General features: G+C 57.9%; 21 protein-coding genes. 15 read left to right on the forward strand and 6 right to left on the reverse strand.

Going from position 1 to position 21635, the window contains the following annotated elements:
* Positions 1–70: 70 nt before the first annotated feature.
* Positions 71–973, reverse strand: a complete 903-nt coding sequence (ligD, locus tag AB1805_13330; protein MEW5746407.1) for a non-homologous end-joining DNA ligase — start codon at positions 971–973, stop codon at positions 71–73.
* A gap of 26 nt (positions 974–999) precedes the next feature.
* Complete coding sequence (locus AB1805_13335) at positions 1000–1572, reverse strand: uracil-DNA glycosylase (protein ID MEW5746408.1); 573 nt, start codon at positions 1570–1572, stop codon at positions 1000–1002.
* 346 nt (positions 1573–1918) lie between these two features.
* Here AB1805_13335 and AB1805_13340 point away from each other — a divergent pair, with 346 nt between their 5' ends.
* Complete coding sequence (locus AB1805_13340) at positions 1919–3754, forward strand: glycoside hydrolase family 15 protein (protein MEW5746409.1); 1836 nt, start codon at positions 1919–1921, stop codon at positions 3752–3754.
* Positions 3755–3815: 61 nt separating this feature from the next.
* On the opposite strand, the gene AB1805_13345 is transcribed toward AB1805_13340, so the two are convergent.
* Positions 3816–4298, reverse strand: coding sequence for a hypothetical protein (locus AB1805_13345; protein ID MEW5746410.1), 483 nt, complete (start codon positions 4296–4298; stop codon positions 3816–3818).
* Between the two features lie 330 nt (positions 4299–4628).
* On the opposite strand from AB1805_13345, the gene AB1805_13350 reads away from it, so the two are divergent.
* The 14 genes from AB1805_13350 (at position 4629) to AB1805_13415 (ending at position 16940) form a co-directional block, all read left to right on the forward strand.
* Positions 4629–6194: a DUF3373 domain-containing protein gene (locus AB1805_13350; protein MEW5746411.1), complete on the forward strand. Its 1566-nt coding sequence runs from the start codon at positions 4629–4631 to the stop codon at positions 6192–6194.
* A 119-nt stretch (positions 6195–6313) separates the two neighbouring features.
* Positions 6314–6526: a 2-oxoisovalerate dehydrogenase gene (locus AB1805_13355; GenBank protein ID MEW5746412.1), complete on the forward strand. Its 213-nt coding sequence runs from the start codon at positions 6314–6316 to the stop codon at positions 6524–6526.
* Positions 6519–6764, forward strand: coding sequence for a type II toxin-antitoxin system HicA family toxin (locus AB1805_13360; protein ID MEW5746413.1), 246 nt, complete (start codon positions 6519–6521; stop codon positions 6762–6764). The genes AB1805_13355 and AB1805_13360 overlap by 8 nt, the downstream gene beginning before the upstream one ends.
* Before the next feature lie 37 nt (positions 6765–6801).
* Positions 6802–7314 (forward strand): TlpA disulfide reductase family protein, encoded by a 513-nt coding sequence (locus AB1805_13365; protein MEW5746414.1) that lies wholly within the window; start codon positions 6802–6804, stop codon positions 7312–7314.
* Between the two features lie 53 nt (positions 7315–7367).
* Complete coding sequence (locus tag AB1805_13370; protein MEW5746415.1) at positions 7368–7697, forward strand: hypothetical protein; 330 nt, start codon at positions 7368–7370, stop codon at positions 7695–7697.
* 260 nt (positions 7698–7957) lie between these two features.
* Positions 7958–8800, forward strand: a complete 843-nt coding sequence (locus AB1805_13375; protein MEW5746416.1) for a transketolase — start codon at positions 7958–7960, stop codon at positions 8798–8800.
* Positions 8790–9788: a transketolase family protein gene (locus AB1805_13380; protein MEW5746417.1), complete on the forward strand. Its 999-nt coding sequence runs from the start codon at positions 8790–8792 to the stop codon at positions 9786–9788. The genes AB1805_13375 and AB1805_13380 overlap by 11 nt, the downstream gene beginning before the upstream one ends.
* 70 nt (positions 9789–9858) lie before the next feature.
* On the forward strand, positions 9859–10521 hold the full coding sequence (ftsE, locus tag AB1805_13385) for a cell division ATP-binding protein FtsE (GenBank protein MEW5746418.1): 663 nt from the start codon (positions 9859–9861) through the stop codon (positions 10519–10521).
* Positions 10521–11396 (forward strand): permease-like cell division protein FtsX, encoded by an 876-nt coding sequence (locus AB1805_13390; GenBank protein ID MEW5746419.1) that lies wholly within the window; start codon positions 10521–10523, stop codon positions 11394–11396. Before ftsE ends, AB1805_13390 begins: the two co-directional genes overlap by 1 nt.
* Before the next feature lie 17 nt (positions 11397–11413).
* Positions 11414–12631: a peptidoglycan DD-metalloendopeptidase family protein gene (locus AB1805_13395; protein ID MEW5746420.1), complete on the forward strand. Its 1218-nt coding sequence runs from the start codon at positions 11414–11416 to the stop codon at positions 12629–12631.
* Between the two features lie 57 nt (positions 12632–12688).
* Positions 12689–13987: a S41 family peptidase gene (locus AB1805_13400; protein ID MEW5746421.1), complete on the forward strand. Its 1299-nt coding sequence runs from the start codon at positions 12689–12691 to the stop codon at positions 13985–13987.
* Positions 13988–14091: 104 nt separating this feature from the next.
* A complete protein-coding gene (locus AB1805_13405) occupies positions 14092–14784 on the forward strand; it encodes a ribonuclease H-like domain-containing protein (GenBank protein MEW5746422.1) in 693 nt (230 codons plus the stop codon).
* 117 nt (positions 14785–14901) lie between these two features.
* The gene (locus tag AB1805_13410) at positions 14902–15576 is read left to right on the forward strand and encodes a response regulator transcription factor (protein MEW5746423.1); all 675 of its coding nucleotides are present in this window, start codon (positions 14902–14904) and stop codon (positions 15574–15576) included.
* Positions 15573–16940 carry an ATP-binding protein gene (locus AB1805_13415; GenBank protein MEW5746424.1) on the forward strand — a complete coding sequence of 456 codons (1368 nt, stop codon included), beginning with the start codon at positions 15573–15575 and terminating at the stop codon, positions 16938–16940. Before AB1805_13410 ends, AB1805_13415 begins: the two co-directional genes overlap by 4 nt.
* A gap of 246 nt (positions 16941–17186) precedes the next feature.
* Here AB1805_13415 and AB1805_13420 read toward each other — a convergent pair whose 3' ends face one another.
* From AB1805_13420 to uvrC, 3 genes are all read right to left on the reverse strand, one after another.
* Positions 17187–18257 carry a phosphotransferase gene (locus tag AB1805_13420; GenBank protein ID MEW5746425.1) on the reverse strand — a complete coding sequence of 357 codons (1071 nt, stop codon included), beginning with the start codon at positions 18255–18257 and terminating at the stop codon, positions 17187–17189.
* Positions 18258–18593: 336 nt separating this feature from the next.
* Positions 18594–19535: a carbohydrate kinase family protein gene (locus AB1805_13425; protein MEW5746426.1), complete on the reverse strand. Its 942-nt coding sequence runs from the start codon at positions 19533–19535 to the stop codon at positions 18594–18596.
* Positions 19536–19632: 97 nt separating this feature from the next.
* Positions 19633–21453, reverse strand: coding sequence for an excinuclease ABC subunit UvrC (gene uvrC, locus AB1805_13430; protein MEW5746427.1), 1821 nt, complete (start codon positions 21451–21453; stop codon positions 19633–19635).
* Positions 21454–21635: the final 182 nt, after the last annotated feature.

Consider the following 21635-nt stretch of genomic DNA (forward strand, 5'->3'; position numbering starts at 1 on the left):
CACATCCTGCCGCTTCCTTCTTCTCTGTCCTTCTTCTTGCCACCACTTTTAATTACACCCGGACCTGCGCTCAGATCGTCTTGAGGCGGCGGCGCGCCTTTTCGAGCGAACAGGCTTCGGCGAGCAGCGCCTCCCAGGGATTCTTTCGCTCGATCAGGCGGTCAAGGTCGCGGAGGGTATAGGCTCGCGCCGTGAGTCTCGGGTCTCTCAGCTCGTTCCACGCCAGCGGCGCTGCAACGGGAGCGCCTGCCAAGGCGCGGACTGCGTAAGGAGCGACCGCGGTCTGGCCGAACGCATTGCGCTGCACATCGATATAGACGCGGCCCTCGCGCCTCTCGATACGCTGTTCGGCGGTAACCATGTCGGGCTCCATCCGGATGAGCACCCCCACCATTCCCTGGGCAAAGCCCCGCACCTCGTCGAACCCGGCCCGGCCGTCGAGCGGAACCACCACATGAAGGCCTCGCGAGCCGGTGGTCATCACGAAGGAGCCGAGCCCCGCCTCCCGTAAAAACTCTCTCAGCATCAGTGCCGTCGAGCGCACGGGGCCGAAGCGGTCTTCAGACGGATCGATGTCGAAAATCATACGGTCGGGATTGTCCGGGGTATCGGCCCTGCTGAGCCAGATGTGGGGGACGCTGACCTGGTTGGCGAGGTAGAGGAGGGTCTCCCTGTTCTCGGCGGTGATGTGGGTGATGCTGCCCCCTCCCTTGAGCGGTACCGCAGCGCGCGCTATCCATTCCGGGAAATAGTCGGGCGCCTGCTGCTGTACGAACGTATCGCCGTAAATGCCGTCCGGAAATCGCTCCAGCATCAAAGGCCTGCCCTGCACAAAAGGGAGCATGACCGCGGCTGCCCGGTCATAATAGTCGATGAGATCGGCCTTGGTGATACCGTCTTCGGGAAAAAGCACTTTCTCGAGATTGGAGAGCTCGATGGTACGGGAATCGAAACCGACTCTCTCTCTCGACATGCTGCACCTCCTGCTGTTTCGCGGCGTCAGCTCTCGTGCCGCTGCGCTTCTGCCCTGATCAGGGCCTTGAGCTTCTTGAAGTCCTCCTCGAACAGCTCTTTTGTTCCGGGAAAGCGGAGCGCTGCCGAGGGATGGAAGGAGATGAAATAGGTCCTCCCTTCATGATGAACGAAGCTGCCGTGCTGTTTGGTGATCGCTACCGGACTGCCGAGCGCTGCAAGGCCGGCAACGCTGCCCAGGAGCACAACGATCTCCGGGTCGACCGCTCCAAGCTGCTTCATGAAGTGTGCGCGTGAGTGCCTGATACTCTCCCGTGAGGGCGTGCCCCGCTTCGGGAGATAGTAGACCGGGTTGGTGATGAAGACTTCATCCTCGGTCAGCCCGATCTCGCGTATCAGCGAGCGGAGCAGCCTGCCCGATCTCCCCACAAAGGGCCGGCCCGTCTTCGCCTCCTCCTTGCCGGGCGCCTCGCCGACGAACATGACCGCCGCATCGGGATTCCCCTCCCCGGTCACCGCCCTGCCGCTCCCCTGCTCCCGGCATTCATCACATGCCTCGATCTCCCGGGCGATCTTCGAAAGCTCCTCGCGCTTGTTCATCGTATGACTCTCTGCCTGCGTCGCCGCATTTCCTACTTAAACGGTACCCCATTACCTTCCCCATGTCAAAACGGTTCACTCCGGAGATAAAGAATCACAAGAGGAGAGGGGCGGAGGCGGGGCATTTGGAGCGGCTTGGGCAGCCCGGGCGGAGCCAGGATGGCGGAGCGGGGTGCCCCGCCTCGGAGACGGGCTGGATGCCCGTCGAGAATGAGCGCAAATGCCCCGCCTCCGCCCCTCTCCGGACCTGTGACATATTCGATTCGTTTATTCTGGGTTTACTCAGGGGAGAGGGCGGGCTACAATTTGAAGAGAGAGTGACCTTTCGACAAGGAGAGATCAAGCCATGCGCTCCTATAAGCGCCTTGAGGATTATGGAATTATCGGGGACCTCGACACCTGCGCGCTGGTGGGCAACGATGGTTCCATAGATTGGTGCTGCCTCCCTCATGTCGAATCACCGAGCGTCTTTGCCGCGCTCCTCGACCGGGAGAGAGGAGGCCGCTTCTCGATCACGCCCGTTCACCTCGCTTCATCAGAGCAGCGCTATGTAGACCGGACCACTGTGCTGAAGACTACTTTCCGCAGCAACGGCGGCGAGGCAGAGGTCGTAGACTTCATGCTCCCGAAGGAGATCGCCGGAAACGAAGCCCCGGTGGAGAAAAACATCTACCGGAAAGTATCGGGACGACGTGGCGTAGTATCCTTTGCCGTGGAGCTCAGCCCGCGCTTCGATTACGGCCGCGCCCCGACCGTCTTCGAACAAACGGAAGGGGGCATCCTTGCCGCCAGTGGAGAGGCGCGTCTGTATCTCGAATCACCAGTACCCCTGCGCATTACGGACGAGGGCGGCCGGGGGACCTTCACGATAAAGGACGGTGAGACCCTCTGGTTCGTCCTCGGCTACGGAAGCGCCCCGTTGTCGATGCCGGTCCTCTGCGATGAGGTGCTGCACGAGACGGTGCGCTACTGGGAAGGCTGGATGCATAAGTGCACGAGCGGCCGGTGTCTCTTCGAGGGGCCGTGGCACGAGCTGATCATCCGGTCGAGCCTGGTGCTCAAGCTCCTCGCCCATAACGAGACCGGCGCCATCTCCGCAGCACCGACCACCTCGCTGCCCGAAGTGATCGGAGGGGTGCGCAACTGGGACTACCGCTACAACTGGCTCCGCGACGCCTCTTTTACCGTGCAGGCGTTCAACAGCCTCGGTTATGTGCGGGAGGCGAAGGCGTTCCTGCGGTGGGCCAGAGGCATATTCACGAGACTCGATCCGGAGCAGATCAAGCCGCTCTACGGCCTGCACGGCGGCGTCGAGTTACGGGAGGAGGAGCTGCCGCACCTCTCGGGATACCGCTGCTCCCGCCCGGTGCGGATCGGCAACGCAGCGCACCGGCAGCTGCAGCTCGACATCTTCGGCGAGCTGATCGAGGCGGTTTACGATGCGACGCGGTACGGCGTGGAGATACCGCCGGACGCATGGTTTCATCTCGACGGCGTCATCGACTACGTCTGTTTCAACTGGAAGCGCAAGGACCACGGCATCTGGGAGCCCCGCTGCGCGCCGCGCCACTACACCCATTCGAAGCTCATGTGCTGGGTCGCCCTCGACCGCGGCATACGCATCGTCGAAAAGCTGGGCATGGATGCGAACACCGCGCACTGGAAGAGCGTGCAGCAGGAAATACGGCAGGCGATAGAGACGCAGGGGTTCAGCAGAAGGCTCAACAGCTTTGTCCAGCACTTCGACGGCGAAGAGCTCGACGCCTCGAGCCTGCTTATCCCGCTCATGGAGTTTCTCCCTTTCGACGATCCCCGGGTCCAGGGCACCATTGATGCGGTGAAGCAGAACCTGATGCGCAACGGCTTTGTCTATCGCTATCTCACCGATGACGGGCTTCCGGGAAGAGAGGGCTGTTTTATCCTCTGTTCTTTCTGGCTCGTCGATGCGCTCGCCCTTTCGGGACGGCGCGAGGAGGCGCTCGAGGTCTTCTCGACGATCTGCTCTCACGCGAGCCCTCTCGGCCTGCTGGCGGAAGAGATCGATCCCGACACCGGGGAGCAGCTCGGCAACTATCCGCAGGCCTACAGCCATATCGGCCTCATCAACAGCGCGCTCTATCTCGGCAAAGCGTTCGGAAAGGAGCAACGGGGGCCTGAACCGGTAGGCACAGAGGCGGGATAAGAGCAAAGGCTCTGTATGTCTTGTCGGGGATCTGGTGCTCGGGAGTCAGCGCCTGGAGTGACTACGCTGCATCGTCTTCGGACGAATCCTTTTCCTGCTCTTCGATAAACCTGAAGAGCTTCTCCATGGCGTCGATCTGCTGCAGCCGCTTGTTTCGCCCGGAGTGGCGGATGACGTCCTCGATGAAGTCCGGCGACTCGGGCAGATCGGCATTGTACACACCGCGCCTCGTGACCTTGTAACTCTCCACTTCCGTCCGCAGGGCGTTCGGCGTCGCCACGACCTTCCGGACCGCGATGAATCCGTTCTTCACGTTCAGCAGCCCGATGATCGAGCGCAGGTAGTTGATTGCATCGTTCCAGCTCTCGAGGGAGAATTCGATTTCCGCATGGATGACCGCCTCGCTGTCCCGGTTCACATCAATGGACGTGACCGTGAGGTCCCGCGAGCAGTTCCAGAGTTTATCGATGAGGTCCTGGCTGACTTTCTTGTGCGGATACGGCAGCTTTATATAAAATGCCCTTATCTCCCGGTAAAGCTCCATTGCTCATTATAGCACTATCCTCTCCGGAAAAGGCAACCACACCATGCAATGTTTCTCCTTTGTAATTGTTCTGCAACGTCATTATAATCGTGCCTCGTGAATCGATCGAATCCCCTGCAGTTTTCAATTTTGCTTTTTGCTTCTTGCTTCTTGATCTTTACTCACTATGCTCTCTTCATGGGGGCGGCCTTTAAACAAAGGATTTGCAGGCTGTCTAATCCTCCAGCTTGAAGGTTAAATAGTTAATTGATTTAGATGTAAATAAACCTTGACTAAAGGTTTGTACATGGTATAAAGTTTAAAAAATTTATTCTTACAGGGGGTAGTGACATGAGAAGGTATTTGGCAGTGCTCCTCGCGTTTTCTTTCCTTCTCCCGCTCTCTGCATTCGCGGCCGACCAGGGCGATCTGCTCCAGAAGATCGAAGCGCTCTCCAAAGAGCTCGATTCCCTGAAAGCCCAGATGCACGAGATGCAGAAGAAAGAGACCGTGAAGGAAGAAAGAATCACGATGGTGGAGAAGAAGGCCGAGGCAGCAGAGACGCCTTCCTGGTTCAGGATCGGCGGCGACTACCGGGCGAGGTTCGACTCTCTCAAAGGAGAGACTCAGACAGCCTTCGTGCTGTTTGCTCCGGGCGCAGTACCTGGTGTAATTACCGGGCAAGACGTTAAAAATGATGTACTGTTGACTAACCGCTTTGGCTTAAACATGGAAGCAAAAGCCACAGAGGACGTGACGGTTAAAGCAAGACTGTTGATGTACAAAGTTTGGGGCCATGAGAGCGAGGCTCCTGCGGCGGCTGGAAGCGTTGCCGGCGGGAACGCCTTCTTTGCCGACAGATTTTTCGACTTCGATGGTAATATTGCCCATGTCCCTAAAGACAACACTTTACGGGTAGATCAGGCATATGCCACATGGAGCAATGTGTTCGGTCAGCCGGTATGGTTCTCGGTCGGCAGGAGGCCCTCTACCGGCGGCATTCCGACGAATATAAGGCAGAACATCGAGAAGATCGGCAATGCCGGCGTTCCCGGTCTTTTAATCGATTATGCCTTCGACGGCCTCACCCTCGGCTATGCACCCGATATCGACGCCCTCCCCGGCGCCTATGCAAAGTTCTGCTATGGCAGAGGCTTCGACAGCGGGTATAGAAATCTCAATAACGGGCTGAAAGATGTAGACTTCATCGGGATCAATGTTGTCCCTTACGACACAGATGTTCTCCATGTAGAATTACAGTACAGCCGGGCGTTCAATATCTTCACCTTTCCGGAAGGAAATACCTTCTCAGCTCTTGGCGCTACCTTCCCCAATGCAAATGTTGGTGATATAGACCAGTACGGCACGGTAATTATGGGCAAGATCGATAAGGTTGGTCCTGGCGATATCAACCTCTTTCTCTCTGCTGCGCTGAGCAAGACCCATCCGAACAGTAACGGATTAGATTTATCTGGAATGGGACTTGGTACATTTGGACTGCTTTGGGATCCCGGTACCGAGAGGAAGAGCCGCACAGGTTATGGAGTCTATCTCGGTGGACGGTATGATATTGAAAAGACCGGCACCAAAATCGGGTTAGAGTACAACTACGGATCTAAGTACTGGATCACCTTTGCGCCTGCCTCTGACGATATCTGGACCGGCAAGCTGGGGACACGAGGTGATGTGTATGAGGCTTATATCATCCAGGAGCTCAATAAGAAACCTATAGCCAAAAGAGGAAAGGCTTTCTTCAGGCTGGGGTATCAATACTATGATTTCGAGTACTCCGGAAGCAATAACTGGATCGGGGCTCCCTATAAGATAAGTGAGATATCTGCTGCCTCTACACCGCAACTCTTCGCTCCGCTCAAGAACGCTCACGATATCTATTTGACCTTCGACGTCCTGTTCTAAACCGAAAAGGGAGGGCGAGAGCCCTCCCTTTCATTCTTCTCTTGCCGCGATCTTCTTTAATTTCCTCTTTTCAGCGTGTTAGAATTATTCAGTTATCCGTATGGTGGAGGAGGAAGGTAATGAATGAGATTATCTTTGTTTTAGAGGAGGACCCTGAGGGAGGGTACAATGCCCGGGCACTCGGGCTTGCGATATTCACCCAGGGAGAGACCATGGAAAAGATTAAAGACAATATTAAAGACGCGCTCAGGTGCCATTTCGAGCGCGACGAGGAGATACCGAGGATAATAAGGCTTCATTTTGTAAAAGAAGAAGTCTTTTCCTATGCCTAAAATACCCAGGGATATATCTGGTGAGGAGCTGGCAAAGTCGCTCAGCAAGGCAGGGTATGAAATAACGAGGCAAACAGGCAGTCACATGAGACTGTCATGCCGCCTTAATGATGCAGAACACCATATAACCATTCCGGCACACTCTCCCCTGAAGATAGGCACCTTGAATAATATTCTGAAAGATGTTGCCGAGTTCTTAAAAATCGATAAGAAAACTCTTTTAGAGCAACTTTTTTAGAAAGAGAAAGACATATTTATATTAAGGAGAGTTTGTTATGAGGCAGTTTGGTGCAATCGCAGTAAGTCTTTTCATTGCAATAGCCATTTTTTGCAGTATTTCCCTCGTGTATGCAGCCAATCCCGGCTCGCCCGCTCCTGATTTTACCCTCACCGATATAAGCGGAAAGAAAGTTTCCCTTTCAGAACTCAAGGGAAAGGTGGTGCTCCTCAACTTCTGGGCCACCTGGTGCGGTCCCTGCAGGGCCGAGATGCCCGGGCTGAACAAGCTCTACCAGGAGCTCAGGGAGAAAGGGCTCGTGGTGCTCGCGATTTCGGTGGACACTTCGGACAAGCCGGTGAAGGAGTTCATGAAAGACAAGAAGTTCTCTTTCCCGGTCCTCCTGGATACCGATAAGGAGGTCTCTTTCGACGATTATGCGGTCATGGGGCTGCCGACAACCATAATAATAGACAGGAAAGGCTTGATCGCCGAGAAGGTGCTGGGAGAGCGCGAGTGGGATACTCCTCAGATGAAGGAGAAGATAACAAAGCTGCTTATGGCGAAGTAGTGGCGGGAGGTAGAGAGATGATATCCGGTAACGGGATACGCAGTAGAGGGAAGATGGTTGTGTTGCTGTCCGTTTTTGCGCTTTTGATCGGGGGCTGTGCGAGCGACACCTTTGTCATCACCAAGCACGGCAAGAGCTACTTCTTCGGGAGCAGCAGGGAGGGGTTTCACCAGATGCTCTGCGAGTCCGGGGACCTGCAGCGGATCATCGCCGATACCCGCCTCTCTCCGGAGCATAAGGACAGCCTATACAAGTACAACTGCGTCGAGCAGTCGAAGGATAAGGTGCGGGAGCTCTACGGCGGCTTCGCACCCGAGCAGCGGAGGGAGCTGCGCCTCGCGTTCCAGCTGCACGGGTACGACATAAATACCATGGACTGTTGAGGCCCGAAGATGGCCGTATCCGGTCGGATACAATAATAAGCTATCAGCTTTCAGCCGCCAGCAATCAGCAAGAAAAGGTGGATTAAAGACATAGAGAGCTCGGTTCCTCTTTGACTGATAGCTGACCGCTGAGGGCTGACTGCTTTCTTATTCCGTTGCTGATTGCTGACGGCTGAGAGCTGATTGCTGTTTATTGCTGTGCGCTCTCCACTTGGTATATAATAGGCAGACTTTTTACCGACTGATAAAGGAAGTGGCGCATGGCACCCGTAACACCCACCCGTGACAGCGGCGCGCTCGCCGAGCAGGCGCGCAAGGTACGAATCGAAATCCTGAAGATGCTCACCGCATCGGGGTCGGGACATACCGGCGGCTCCCTCTCGTCCGCTGATATCGTCACCGCTCTCTATTTCTATAAGCTCCGGCACCGTCCCCTCGAACCGGATTGGCCCGGGCGGGACCGTTTCATTCTCTCCAAAGGCCACGCAGCGCCGGTGCTCTATACGGCGTTGGCGTTATCGGGATATTTCGATACCGGCCTGCTCAAGGACCTCAGGAAGATCGGCTGTCCGCTCCAGGGCCACCCGTCATCAAAGCTTCTGAAGGGTGTCGAGGTGTCCACCGGCTCCCTCGGCCAGGGCCTCTCGATCGCCAACGGCATCGCTCTCGGGCTGCGGCTCGATAATAGTCCTGCCCGGGTCTACTGCCTGCTGGGTGACGGCGAGACGCAGGAGGGCCAGGTCTGGGAAGCGGCGATGACGGCCGGCCATTACATGCTCGACAATCTCTGCGCCATCGTCGATCTGAACGAGCTCCAGATCGACGGCAAGTGCGAGGATGTAATGAAAGTGGAGCCCGTGGCAGGGAAGTGGAGGGCCTTCAATTGGCATGTGTTCGAGATAGACGGCCACAATATGAGCCAGATCATCGATACCCTCGATGAAGCCGAACATATCAAGGGCAAACCCTCGGTGATCCTCGCGAGGACCGTCAAGGGGAAGGGTGTCTCCTTCTTCGAGGGCAAGGCGGAGTACCACGGGGTGACGCCGACTGCGGAAGAGCTCGAAAAAGCGCTAAAGGAGTTGAGCAGCAATGGGAAGTAGAGAAGAGCAGTCAGCAGTCAACGGTCAGCAGTCAGCGCAGACCTTTGCCGGCCAGGCGGTGGCTACCCGCGACGCCTACGGCGCAGCGCTCCTCGAGCTGGGAAAGCGGAACACGCGGGTGGTGGTGCTCGATGCCGATCTCTCGGGGTCGACAAAGACCGCGAAGTTCGCCAAGGCCTTCCCGGACCGCTTCTTCAATATAGGCATCGCCGAACAGGATATGGTCGGCACTGCCGGCGGCCTCTCCCTTGCCGGCAAGATTCCTTTTGCTTCGACCTTCGCCATCTTCGAGACCGGCCGCGCCTGGGAGCAGGTCCGGCAGACCGTATGCTACTCGCATCTCAATGTAAAGCTCGTCGCGACGCATGCGGGCATCACCGTCGGCGAGGACGGTGCTTCTCACCAGGCGCTGGAGGATATCGCGCTGATGCGCGTGATCCCGGGCATAACCGTGATCGTCCCTGCCGACGGATACGAGACCGAGCAGGTCATCAACGCCGTCGCCGAGACCGATATTCCCGTCTATGTACGACTGGGGAGAGCCAAGGTCCCTGCGGTCATGCCGGCGGAGTACCGCTTCCGGGTCGGCAAGGCGTACACCTTTTCCCTGGGCCGCGACGTGACGATCATCGCGACCGGCATCATGGTAGCAAAGGCTCTCGAGGCGCAGAAAATCCTCGCACAGAAGGGCATCGACGCCGGTGTCATCAACATGTCGACCATCAAGCCCCTCGACACCGCTGCAGTGCTCGAGGCGGCGAGGACATCGAAGCTCATCATCACCGCCGAAGAGCACTCGATCATCGGCGGCCTGGGCGGCGCTGTGGCCGAGGTTATTTCGGAGCAGCATCCGCTCCCGCTCCGAAGGATCGGCACGCGGGACACCTTCGGATGCTCCGGCAGTCCGGACGAGCTGTTGAAGCTCTTCGGCCTTACCGCCGATACTATAGTTACTGCCGCGACCGACTTTTTCAAGGACCGGCAATGAGAACTGCTGAACCCGGGGGTCTGACCCCGAGCTAGGATTCCGATGCCAGGACGCAGTATTTGATGCTACTATGATCGCTTTCCAGAATGTCTCGAAATATTTCGACCACGACACCGCGCTGAGAGGACTCACCTTCACGATCGACAAGGGGGAGATGGCCTTTATCACCGGCCCCAGCGGCGCGGGGAAATCGACCCTCCTCAAGCTCATGTATCTCTCCGAATGGCCCGACGACGGCGAGATCACGATCGGCGACTTTACGCTCGGCTCGCTGCGGCCCTCCCAGATACCGCTCCTGCGGCGGGACATCGGCGTGGTCTTCCAGGACTTCAAGCTCCTCGACAACCGGACCGTCTTCGAGAATGTCGCCCTCGCGCTGCGCATACGGGGCGTCGGCGAAAAGGATATAAAGACCCGCGTTTCGGAGGCATTGAAGAAGGTGCATCTGCGCCACAAGGCGGACAGCTACCCGAAGAAGCTCTCGGGCGGCGAGCAGCAGCGGGTGGTCATCGCCCGCGCCATTGTCGCCGAACCGTTCCTGCTCCTCGCCGATGAGCCGACCGGGAACCTCGATCCGAATACCGCGCTGGACATCATCCAGCTTTTCAGGAATATCAATATCCACGGCACCACCGTCCTGATCGCGACCCATAACCGGGAACTCTACCGCCATACCGGTGCGCGCGTCTTCAGGCTCGACAGCGGGGCGATCGTGGGAGAGGAGCGGGGCTGATGACACTGGCCTACTCGTTCAAGTCCGCGCTGGCGAGCATACGGAGGGAGAAGTGGATCAATATGCTCTCGATCCTCACCGTCGCCTCGAGCCTCCTGATCGCGACCCTGACGATGTTCGCCCTCTACAATGTCGAGCTCGTCACCAGTCACCTTCCCGAGCGCTTCACCATGCTGATCCATCTCAAGGACGTGGTCTCCGCTGAAGAGGCCCAGAGCCTCGCCGCATCGCTGAAACAGCGCACCGACGTGGCGCAGGTAACGTATATCTCGAAGGAAGAGGCGCTCGCCGAGCTGAAGCATGCCTTCAAGGATACCCATTCCCTGCTGGAAGGTCTCGACGAGAACCCCCTCGCCTCCTCGATAGAGCTGAAGCTGAAGAAGGAGTTCGTCGCCCAGTCGGCCACAGCGAAGATCGCCGGGGAGATCAAGAAGCTCCCCGGCGTCGATGCCGTCTATTACGGCGAAAAGATCGCCGAAGCGATCTACCTGATCAAGAAGTCCGTCCAGAACGTGAGCGCTATCATTCTCCTCACCATTTCGGCGGGCGTCATCTTCGTTACCTACAGTACGGTGAAGATCCTCTTCTACCGCCGCAACGAGGAGATAGAGATACTCAAACTGCTCGGCGCGACAGGGAGCTTCATCCGCGCGCCCTTCCTCATCGAGGGGAGCATCATCGGCCTGTGCGGCGGCCTGCTCGGCATTGTCGGCGCCTTTCTGTTCTATTTCGCGGTCACCTACCGGCTGAGCGTCGTCATCCCCATACTCAAGACCCTGGTCTTTCCCCTCGGCATCCTCGGCGCATTGCCGTTCATCGGCATTGTTCTCGGCCTGGCCGGCTCCGCCCTGGCCATAGGGCGGCTGAGGCTGTAATAAACCAAAATGGCACGATGAAAAACGACCCGCCAAGGAAATTCAGGCTCTTCGTTCCTTTCATCGCATATCTCCTCGTTATTCATTTCTCATCTCCCGCCCTCCTCGCCGAACAGCCCCGGGATGAGTACAACCGCATCCAGAAGGACCTCCGCACCCAGAAGAAAAAGCTCGATACGGTCAGGAAGGTGGAGCAGACGGTGCTCGAGGACCTGCGCAAGACCGCGGCAGAGCTCGGCGCTATCGAGGAGCAGCTCACGACCCAGCGGCGGAAGATCGCCTCGCTGCAGTATACGATCGCCAAGCTCCAGGAAGAGATAAAGAGCGACAGCGCAGCCCTCCAGGGACATAAGGGCCGCCTGAAAAAAAGGCTCCGGACCCTCCTTGCGCTGAACATGGACACGGATGCGCTTCTGGTGCTCATCAGCGGCGAGGATATCGCCCAGACCCTGCGGACCATGCAATACCTGCGCGATATAGCGGCATATGATTATGCGCTCATCAGGAAGTACAAGGAAGAGCTGCGCATCCTGGCTGAAAAAGAGACCGGCCTGCGGCAGCTGCATGTCCAGCTGAAGGGAGAGGAGAAAAAGCTCTCCCTTCTCGAGACCTCCCTCAAGGAGAAGAAGCGGGAGCGGGAGACGCTCCTCGCCAGTGTCAGAAAGGAAAAGGGTCTCTACGAGAACATGATCAAGGAGCTCAGGGAGAGCTCCAACCGGCTGCTCCGCATCATCCAGGAGGCGGAGCGGAGGGAGCGGGAGCTGAGCAAAAAGCGGAAGACGAAGTCGAAGAGCGGTGCAAAAGAGGAAGAGCCCTTCGAAGACAGCGACTTCCTGAGGGCGAAGGGGAAGCTCCCCTGGCCGGTGGCCGGCAGCGTCATGATCAGTTACGGGTCGCAGGTCGATCCCCTCTTCAACCTGCCGGTCTTCAGAAGCGGCATCCACATAAAGACGACTGACAGCGCGACGGTGAGGGCGGTCCATGAGGGCAAGGTCGTCTTTGCCGAGGATTTCAAGGGATACGGCCGGCTCGTGATCGTGAGCCACGGCGGCGGGTACCACACGCTCTACGGGAACCTCTCGAAGATTTTTTCGAGGGATGGCGCTATAATAAAGGATAATCAAAGCATTGGAGAGGTGGGGGAGTCGACCGTCCTGGGAAGCCCCGGCCTCTACTTCGAGATACGGTACAAGGGGAAGCCTCTCGATCCCCAGCAGTGGTTGAGAAGATCGTAGCGTTATTGCGGCGCCGTACCCCGGGAGCTGCGTGCAATAATGATGATGGAGGAAAGAATGTCGTTGAGGAAGAAATGGCTCATCATTATCGTGGTGCTGCCGCTGGTGTTCGGAGCCGCGCTGCTCGGAAAGTGGACCGTAGAGACTGTCAGCGCCGAGAACAGCTATGAGGAGTTGAAGACCTTCGTCGAGGTCCTGACGACGGTGCGTAAGAACTACGTCGACGAGGTGAAGACAAAGGATCTCGTTTCGGGCGCCATCAAAGGGATGATCGCCGCGCTCGATCCCCATTCGAGCTACATGTCGCCCGAGGCGTTCAGGGAGCTCCAGGTCGAGACCAAGGGAGAGTTCGGCGGCCTCGGCATCCAGATCGGGGTAAAGGACGCGGTCCTTACGGTCATCGCTCCCATCGAGGATACGCCTGCCTACCGGGCGGGGATCAAGGCGGGCGACAAGATCGTCAAGATAGCGGGAGAGTCTACGAAGACCCTGGCGATCACCGATGCCGTGGCGAAGATGCGAGGACCGAAAGGCTCGTCAATCGTACTTTCTATCATACGGGAGGGCTGGAAGGAACCGAAGGACTTTACCCTCGTGCGGGACACCATAAAGATCAGGAGCGTCAAGGCCAGGATGCTCGACAGCGCCATCGGCTATGTGAAGCTCACCCAGTTCCAGGAGACGACCGCCGAAGACCTCGCCGCAGCCCTGAAGAGACTGAAGAAAGAGGGAATGGCCTCGTTGATTCTCGACCTCCGGAACGATCCGGGGGGGCTGCTCAACAGCGCCGTCGAGGTGACGGAGCAGTTCCTTCCCCCCAAGAAACTGGTGGTGTATATAAAAGGAAGGAACGGCGAAAAGACGGAGTATTTTACCGAAGAGGATACGACCTCGTATACCGAGATGCCGATGGTGGTCCTGATCAACCAAGGGAGCGCCAGCGCCTCCGAGATCGTCGCCGGCGCATTGAAGGACTGGAACAGGGCTATCCTCGTCGGTACGCAGACCTTCGGCAAGGGCTCGGTCCAGAGCCTCATCCCCCTCAGCGACGGCGCAGGCCTCCGCCTTACCACCGCAAAGTACTACACCCCCAAGGGGACGAGCATCCAGAGCGTCGGCATCGCGCCCGACCTCGTGGTCAAGCTCGAGGCGAAGAACGGCCAGGAGAGCCATCCGATAGTGAGAGAGCGGGACCTGGAGCGGCATCTCAAGAACGAGAGCCAGGAAGACGGCCCCGAAGAGAAAGAGACGGCGCCGGTAGAAGTGGACGAGAAGGACGACATCCAGCTCCAGCGCGCGGTCGATACGATCAAGACCTGGAAGGTCTTCGAAAAGATCCTCAAGAAAGCAGCGTAATGCGTTTATAGCGTTATAGCGTTTATAGCGTAAAGAAAGAAGACCACGGCACAATGAGCACTATAACGCTACAAACGCGATAAACGCTATAACGCGTTAACGGTATGGGTCGCGTCATATTCGATATCGAGACGGTGGGCGTCGAGTTCGACGCCCTCGATCCCTCTACCCAGGACTATCTCCTCAAGTGGGCGGAGACCGACGAGGAGCGGGAGCGGGTAAAGGAGAGCCTCTCCTTTTATCCCCTCACCGGCCAGATCATCACCATCGGCATGTTCAATCCCGATACCGACCGGGGCGCTGTCTATTTCCAGGCACCGGATGAGATGCTCCTGCCCTTCGAGGAAGAGGGGATCAGGTACGAGTGCGGGACCGAGCGGGAGCTCCTCGAGAAGTTCTGGGCCGCGGTAAAAGCGTATGACCAGTTCGTCACCTTCAACGGCAGGGTGTTCGACTGCCCGTTCATCCTCGTCCGCTCCGCCGTGCATAAGGTGCGCCCCACCCGGGACCTGATGCCGAACCGCTACAACGGGGCGCATATCGATCTCCTCGATCAGCTGACCTTCTACGGCGCCTCGAAGCGGCGGTTCAGCCTCGATATGTGGTGCAGGACCTTCGCCATCAAGAGCCCCAAGGCCGAGGGCATTACCGGGTATGAGGTGAAGGAGCTCTTCCGCGCAGGCCGCCACGCCGATATCGCCCGGTACTGCGCCGGCGACCTCCGGGCGACCAGGGAGCTCCTCCTCGTCTGGGAAAACTACCTCCGCTTCCCCCAGGACCGCATCGTCTCCCTGTAGCTCTCGGTTCTTCCACCTCTTCCTATGCTCATTGTAAAAACTCTGCATTTACGATAGAATGCAGGGAAAGACGGATTGCATCCTGTTTCAACTCCTGGGGAGGAGGTCGTTTCATTTATGCGGTTGCTGCTCGTTGAAGACGAACAGAAGGTGGCTGCCTTCATAAAAAAGGGGCTGGAGGAAGAGTTCTATGCCGTGGAGGTCGCCGAGGACGGCGCCCAGGGACTGGAGATGGCGCTCGCCTACCATTATGATCTCATCATTCTCGATCTCATGCTTCCCCGCATCGACGGCATCGAGCTCTGCAAGGCGCTCAGGAGCAAAGGCCTGACCTGCCCGATACTAATGCTCACCGCCCTCGATGCAGTGAACAAAAAGGTCGAGGGTCTCGAGAGCGGCGCCGACGACTATCTCACCAAGCCCTTCGCCTTTTCCGAGCTGCTGGCGCGGATAAAGGCCCTCTTGAGGAGAGTCTCCGACCGCACCGATGCGCTCTACCTCGAAGACCTGAGAATGGACCTCCTGTCGAGAAGGGTCTTCAGGGGAGACCGGGAGGTGGTCCTGAGCCCGAAAGAGTTCTCGATCCTCGAGTACCTGCTCAGGAACAAGGGACGCGTCCTCTCGCGGTCGCAGATCATCGAGAATGTCTGGGGCTATAACTTCGACACCAGCACGAATATCGTCGATGTGCATATCAAGTTCCTGCGCGAGAAGGTCGATAAGGAGTCGCAGAAAAAATTGATCCATACGGTGAGGGGAGCGGGGTATATCCTGAAAGAGGAAGCCGCGTGATCATCAGGAGCTTCAGGCTGCGTCTCACCCTCATCTATACCGCAGCGGTACTCTTCATGTTCTCCCTCTTCGCCGGGATCATCTATGTAAAGAACAGGAGCGACGTGCTGGACGGCGTTGACCAGGAGCTGATGAAAGAGGTCCAGACCGAGCTGCTCCCCTACGCAACACGGCATGTTGCGGGCCCCAACCGGGAGCTCATCAAATTCGACGGCGACGAGTACTACCAGATCATCAACAGCGACGGGAACATCATCATCAGCAATCTCAAGGAGCGGAATTACCACTGGCCCCTGAACGAACGGCTGATGCGCCTCGCCTTCGACGGCTCCCACCACTACGATACCGTCTTGCACCGCGGGGAGCGCTTCAGGATACTCTACCACCCGGTCGACAAGAAGTACATCCTCCGCGTCGGCCTGTCGCTCACCCACGAGGAAAATGAAGCGAACCATCTCCTGCAGCTCTACATGGTCTTCTTTCCGGCTGTCATGGTCGTCACCGCTGCCATGAGCTGGTTTCTCGCCGGACGGGCGCTCTCGCCGGTGGTCACCATCACCTCGCTGGCCGAACGGATCATAAAGGGCGCCGAGGGAGAACGGATCAACATAGGAGTGAAAGGGAGAGAGATCGACGACCTGGTGCGCCTGTTCAATACGATGCTCGAGACGCTCCAGCATAATCTGGATGCGCAGCGCCGGTTCACCTCCAATGTCTCCCATGAGCTGCGCTCGCCGCTTACGTCCCTGCGGGGGACCATCGAAGTCGCGCTCAGGAAAAAGAGGCCTCCGGAGGAATACGAGGACCTCCTGCGCAGCACCCTTGCCGATACCGTGCGGCTCTCGAGGATCATCGACAGCCTTCTCTTCCTCTCGCGTGCGGACAACAACATCCTCGAGTTCAGGAGACAGTGGCTCGATGTAAGCCAGCTCCTCTCCTCTATCGTAGACCGCTACCGGGAGCGGGCGGCGGCAGGCAACCTCTCGATCATCGAGAACTACGGCGAGCATCTCGAGATAAACGCCGACAGCGATATGCTCGAGCAGGCATTCGCGAACCTCATCGAGAACGCCCTGAAGTATACTCCCCCGGGCGGCGCCATAACGATCTCCACGGAGCGGGAGAACAGCGGGGTCAAGGTCACGGTCAGCGACACCGGCGCCGGTATTCCCGAAGCAGCGATCCCGCACATCTTCGAACGCTTTTACCGGGTCGATCGGGACCGGTCGAGAAAACAGGGAGGGACAGGGCTCGGCCTCGCCATAACGCAATGGATCGTCTCCGCGCACCGCGGTTCCATCTCGGTGAAGAGCCGCGAGGGAGAAGGCAGCGACTTCATCGTCATCCTTCCCGAAGGCGCGTAGTCCGGATAGTTATAAGTGGCGCAGGAAAGGGACAAGATGCGGTGCTGGAACGGCTTGGGCAGCCCAAGCGTAATCATGGATGATGAAGCGGGCTGACCTAGCCTCAGAGCAAGGCTCGGATGCCTTGCGAGAATGAAGTGGAAGCACTGCGTCTTGTCCCTTTCCGGGGTTGAAAGAAAGAGGGCTAAGGATTAATCAGGCGATAACCGAAGCCTCATAAAACATGCACGGGCGCTGTGCCCGGCTTCATTCCTTTATATATTCGTTCACCTTCGTGTAATCGAAGGACTCCTCGGCCAGCACCCGCTCGACAAACCTGAAGATCATGGCGCGCTGCCCTGGCTTCAGCTCGGGATAGAAGACCGGATTCGCCACAACAGCGCCCCTGAACGCATAGAACGGCGCCAGGACCGCATAGAGCTCCTCGTCTCCTGAAAGACCGGCATACTCGTCGAAGAAGAGCTGCAGCGCCTCATAGTAAGGGCCGCGCACTTCGTCGTGGTACTTTATCGAAAAAAAGATATAATTGATGGTCAGGGCAGTGACATCGTCGGCAGGATCTCCCCAGGGGCCGCGGCTCCGGTCGAGGAGGATGAAATCCCCGGCGCTGCCGCCACTCCCGGACGAATCCTCCTTGAACCATATATTGCCCGGGTGGAAATCGCCGTGGATCTGGGCAAGGCGGTAGACCTTCGGTTTGAGCCGGACCCGCCAATCGATGCAGCGCTTCTCGATAGCCGCCATCTCTTCGTAGCTCAGGGTCCCGTCGGGATAGAGATCGAAGACCCCCATCAAGCATTCGCCGTGCCCGATGGTATCCCGCAGTTTTCTCCAGTAGAGCGACCGCGAGCTCTTCCTCACCGCGTGGATCTCTGCGAGATACCTCGCCATCGCCCCGACCTTCTCCCTGTCCGAGGCATCGAGCCGCTCTTTTCCCGAGAGGGCATGCAGGTCGGCGAAATAGTCCCTCCCTTCCGCACGCTCCATCAGGAGGTAGTACTCTCTCCCGCCGCCGACCGACTTTACCGAGCCGTCCTCCAGCTCGGCGAGCACGTCGATCGCCTTCACATGGCGGGGGAGATTCCCGTATTCATCGAGATCGAGGAGGAAGACCGATGCCCGGTCCGCAGGATAGTCGTGGCCGAGCCCTTCGGCATTGAGGGTCTTCACTACATAAGAGGCGACGCCTTCCGGCATCTCGGCCTCGATAAGAAAACCCGAGCCCTGGACGCCCGAGCCGAGCTTCCTGATACTGCAACGGCGTGCATGGGGAAACTGCCGGCTGAGGTAGGAGCGCAAGGCATTCTCATTTATCATCGCAGCCTCCCTTACGTTTCTAACAAAATAAATGAGCTTGGAGTCGGGCGAGGCATAGTACATGAGCGGCATGGGCAGCCCAAGCGAAGCTAGGATGGCGGAGCTGACTGTCCCGCCTCGGAGGTCCCATCGACCGAGAATCGGGGTCCCCGAAGATCGAAGATCTTTGGGGTGGCAGTTGAGCGAATGTACTATGCCTCGCCCGACTCCCCCTCCTCATTCCGCTAGACGCTCTTATTAAAGAATACAGGAGTCGGAATTCAGAATCCAGAATAATAAGGAAGTCCTCTATCCTTATTATTCTGACTTCTGTCTTCCAGCTTCCGGATTTTTCTTTTACAGCGCTCCGAAGGTGCTTTGGTACCGCTCGCTGAACTCCTCGACGGTGTAGCGGTGCTCCTGGGTTCCGTACTGCTCGATGGCGTAGGTTGCGGCGACCGCTCCCATCTGCGCGGCAACGGGCAGGGGCCTGCTTTCGACGAGCCCCTTGAGGAGGCCTGCCCGGTAGGCGTCGCCGGCGCCGGTCGGATCGACAATGGCCCGGGGCTTGACCGTCGGTACGGCCACGTCCCCGTCTGCGGTGCTGATGAGCGATCCCTTTTCTCCGAGGGTGGTGACGATCGTCGGGGTCAGCTCGAGCAGCCCCTTCTTGTCTCTTCCCGTCATCTTCGTGATCAGCTCGAGCTCGTAGTCGTTCGAGACGAGCATGAACGATCCCGCGATCCACTCCGTGAGTGCGCCGCTCTCCCACGCGGTCAGCGACTGGCCGGGGTCGCAGACGCAGGGTATGCCCCTGCGCTTGTATTCCCGTGCGTACTCCATCATATCCGTGAGATTGCCGGGGCCGATAAGCGCAATGCTACCGCTCCCGCGAGCTCCGCCGGAATGATTGAGGACGTATCCGGAAGGAAACTTCATCGCTCCCGGGTTGAACCCGGTTATCTGGTTGTCCGCGCGGTCGGTCGTGATATACGCGCCTGCCGTGAACTCCTGGTCGATCACCTTGATCCCCTCGATCGGGAGGTTGTTCTTGTGCAGCCAGTCGAAGTAGCTGCGGTAGTCTCTCCCGATGGTGGCGAGGATGATGGGCCGCTCGCCGAGCAGGCTGAGCGAATAGGCGATGTTGCCCGCGGTGCCCCCGAACTTCTCGACCATGCCGTTGACCGTGAAGCATACGTTGAGAATATGTATCTTGTCCGGGAGTATATGGTCCGAGAACTTCCCCGGGAAGTCCATGATCCTGTCGTACGCCAGAGAGCCGGAGACATAAATAGTCATGAGCACGTCCTAAAGAGAAAGATTAAGAGTATCTAACAGATGAGCAGAGGGAGTCGGACGAATGTACTCTACCGCGCCCGACTCCAAGCTGCATTGTTCAACTTTGCTCTTTGTTCAGTTCCTCGAGGAGCTTTTCCGCAACGCTCCTGCTGAAGCCCTTTATCTGCAGGATATCGTCGACCGACGCGTTCCGTATCGCCTCGAGGCTGCCGAAGTGGCGGAGCAGCTCGAGCCTGCGCTGCTTGCCGATTCCGGCGATATGGGTAAGCGGAGAATCAAGGAGCCGCTTGTCCCTCAGCTTCCTGTGGAAGGTTATGGCGAACCGGTGGACCTCGTCGCGTATCTTTTTCAGCAGTAATGATGCCCTATTTTTATCTTCCAGGTCAACAAACTCGCCGTTCAGCAGCACCGCCCTGTCGGGGCTCTTCGCAATGCCGATGAGGTCCGCGGTCACGCCGCTCTCCTCCACTGCCTGGCGCGCTGCTTCGAGCTGCCCCTTGCCGCCGTCGATGACGATGAGGTTCGGCAGATGGTCGTCCAGCTTCGCGAGAATGCGGCGGACGATCTCCCGCATCATCGCATAATCGTCGACGCCTTCCACCTCTCTTATCTTGAGATGCCGGTACCACGGCTTTTTGAAATGGCCGTTCTCCCAGTAGACGAACGCGCCGACCGATTCGCTCCCCTGAATCGTCGAGACATCGAAGGCGCCGATCGAGGTGGGGAGGCTGCTCAGATGCAGCCGCTCCCTGAGCGTCTTGAGAAGATCGTCTCCCGAGGGCGTTCTCCGGGACTTGAAGTGGAGCTCGGCGTTCTCGCGTGCCATCCTGAGCAGATCGCGCTTCTTGCCGCGCTGGGGGACCGCAAAGGCGACGGCGCCGTCCCGCTTTTCGCCGAGCCACGCCTTCAGCGCCCCGCTGTTCTCGGGCACGGCGCTGACCAGGATGGTCTCGGGGGGCATAATATCCTTTGCATAGAAGAGCTCTATGAAGCTGTGCAGGAGCTCCGCTTCCCGCGAGCTCATCACCTTCTCGACGAAGAAGTCCTTGGCGCCGATCAGCACGCCGTTCCGGACAAAGAGAACATGAAAGGTCATATCCTCTCCGTCGCGGTACGAGCCGATGACATCGAGGTCGCCCAGCTCGGGCGCGAAGACCTTCTGCGACTCGAATGCCCGCTGGAGCATGAGGATGCTGTCGCGCACCTGCGCCGCTTCTTCATAGCGCATCTGGTCCGAGAGGAGCTGCATCTTCCGCTCGAGGTTCTTCACGAGCTCCTTCTTCTCTCCCGAGAGAAAGAGCTTCACCTCTTTTACGATATCCATATACTCGTCCTTGCTGACCAGCCCTGCGCAGGGGGCGGGGCACTTCTTCATCTGGTGCTGGATGCAGGGCCGGAGAGGCCTGTCGAGGGTATAGTTGCAGGGCCGGATCGGGAAGTTCCTCCGGATGAAGGCGATCGCCTCCCACATCGCCTGCGCCGGGATATAGGGGCCGAAGTAGACGCTGCCGTCCCGCTTGATGCCCCGCACCACCTCGATCCGCGGCCACTCCTCTTTAACGGTGAGCTTGATATAGGGGTAATTCTTGTCGTCCCTGAGGATGATATTGAAGTTCGGCTTATGCTGCTTGATCAGGCTCGCCTCGAGGATCAGGGCTTCGAGCTCGTTGTCGGTGACGATGTAGGAGAAGTCCCGTATCATCCTGACCATCGCCACTTTCCGCGGCTCGAGGTTGGCACCCTCCTGGAAGTAGCTCCTCAGACGGTTCCTCAGCACCTTGGCCTTCCCTACATACAGCACCTTTTCCTTCTGGTTCTTGAAGATATACACTCCCGGTCTCTTGGGCACGAGCGAGAGCTTTTCCAGGAGCGTTTTCCTGGATCTGTCGCCGGAAAGTACAGGCTCTTCGAGCGTCATAAAGATACTATAGCATAACGCTGCAACGCTCCTTTGCTGATGGAGAAAGAGGAAATTATTAACCCGGCGACAAAACAGTGAGCTTAGGAAGTATGACAGAATATAAGTATGGAGAAGTTAGATGCACGAAGGTTCAATCAAGAGACGCAGTACCAGCTACGGAGGCAAGTAGTACGGCTCCG

It is taken from the genome of Nitrospirota bacterium (assembly GCA_040752355.1).
Lineage (GTDB): Bacteria > Nitrospirota > Thermodesulfovibrionia > Thermodesulfovibrionales > Dissulfurispiraceae > JBFMCP01.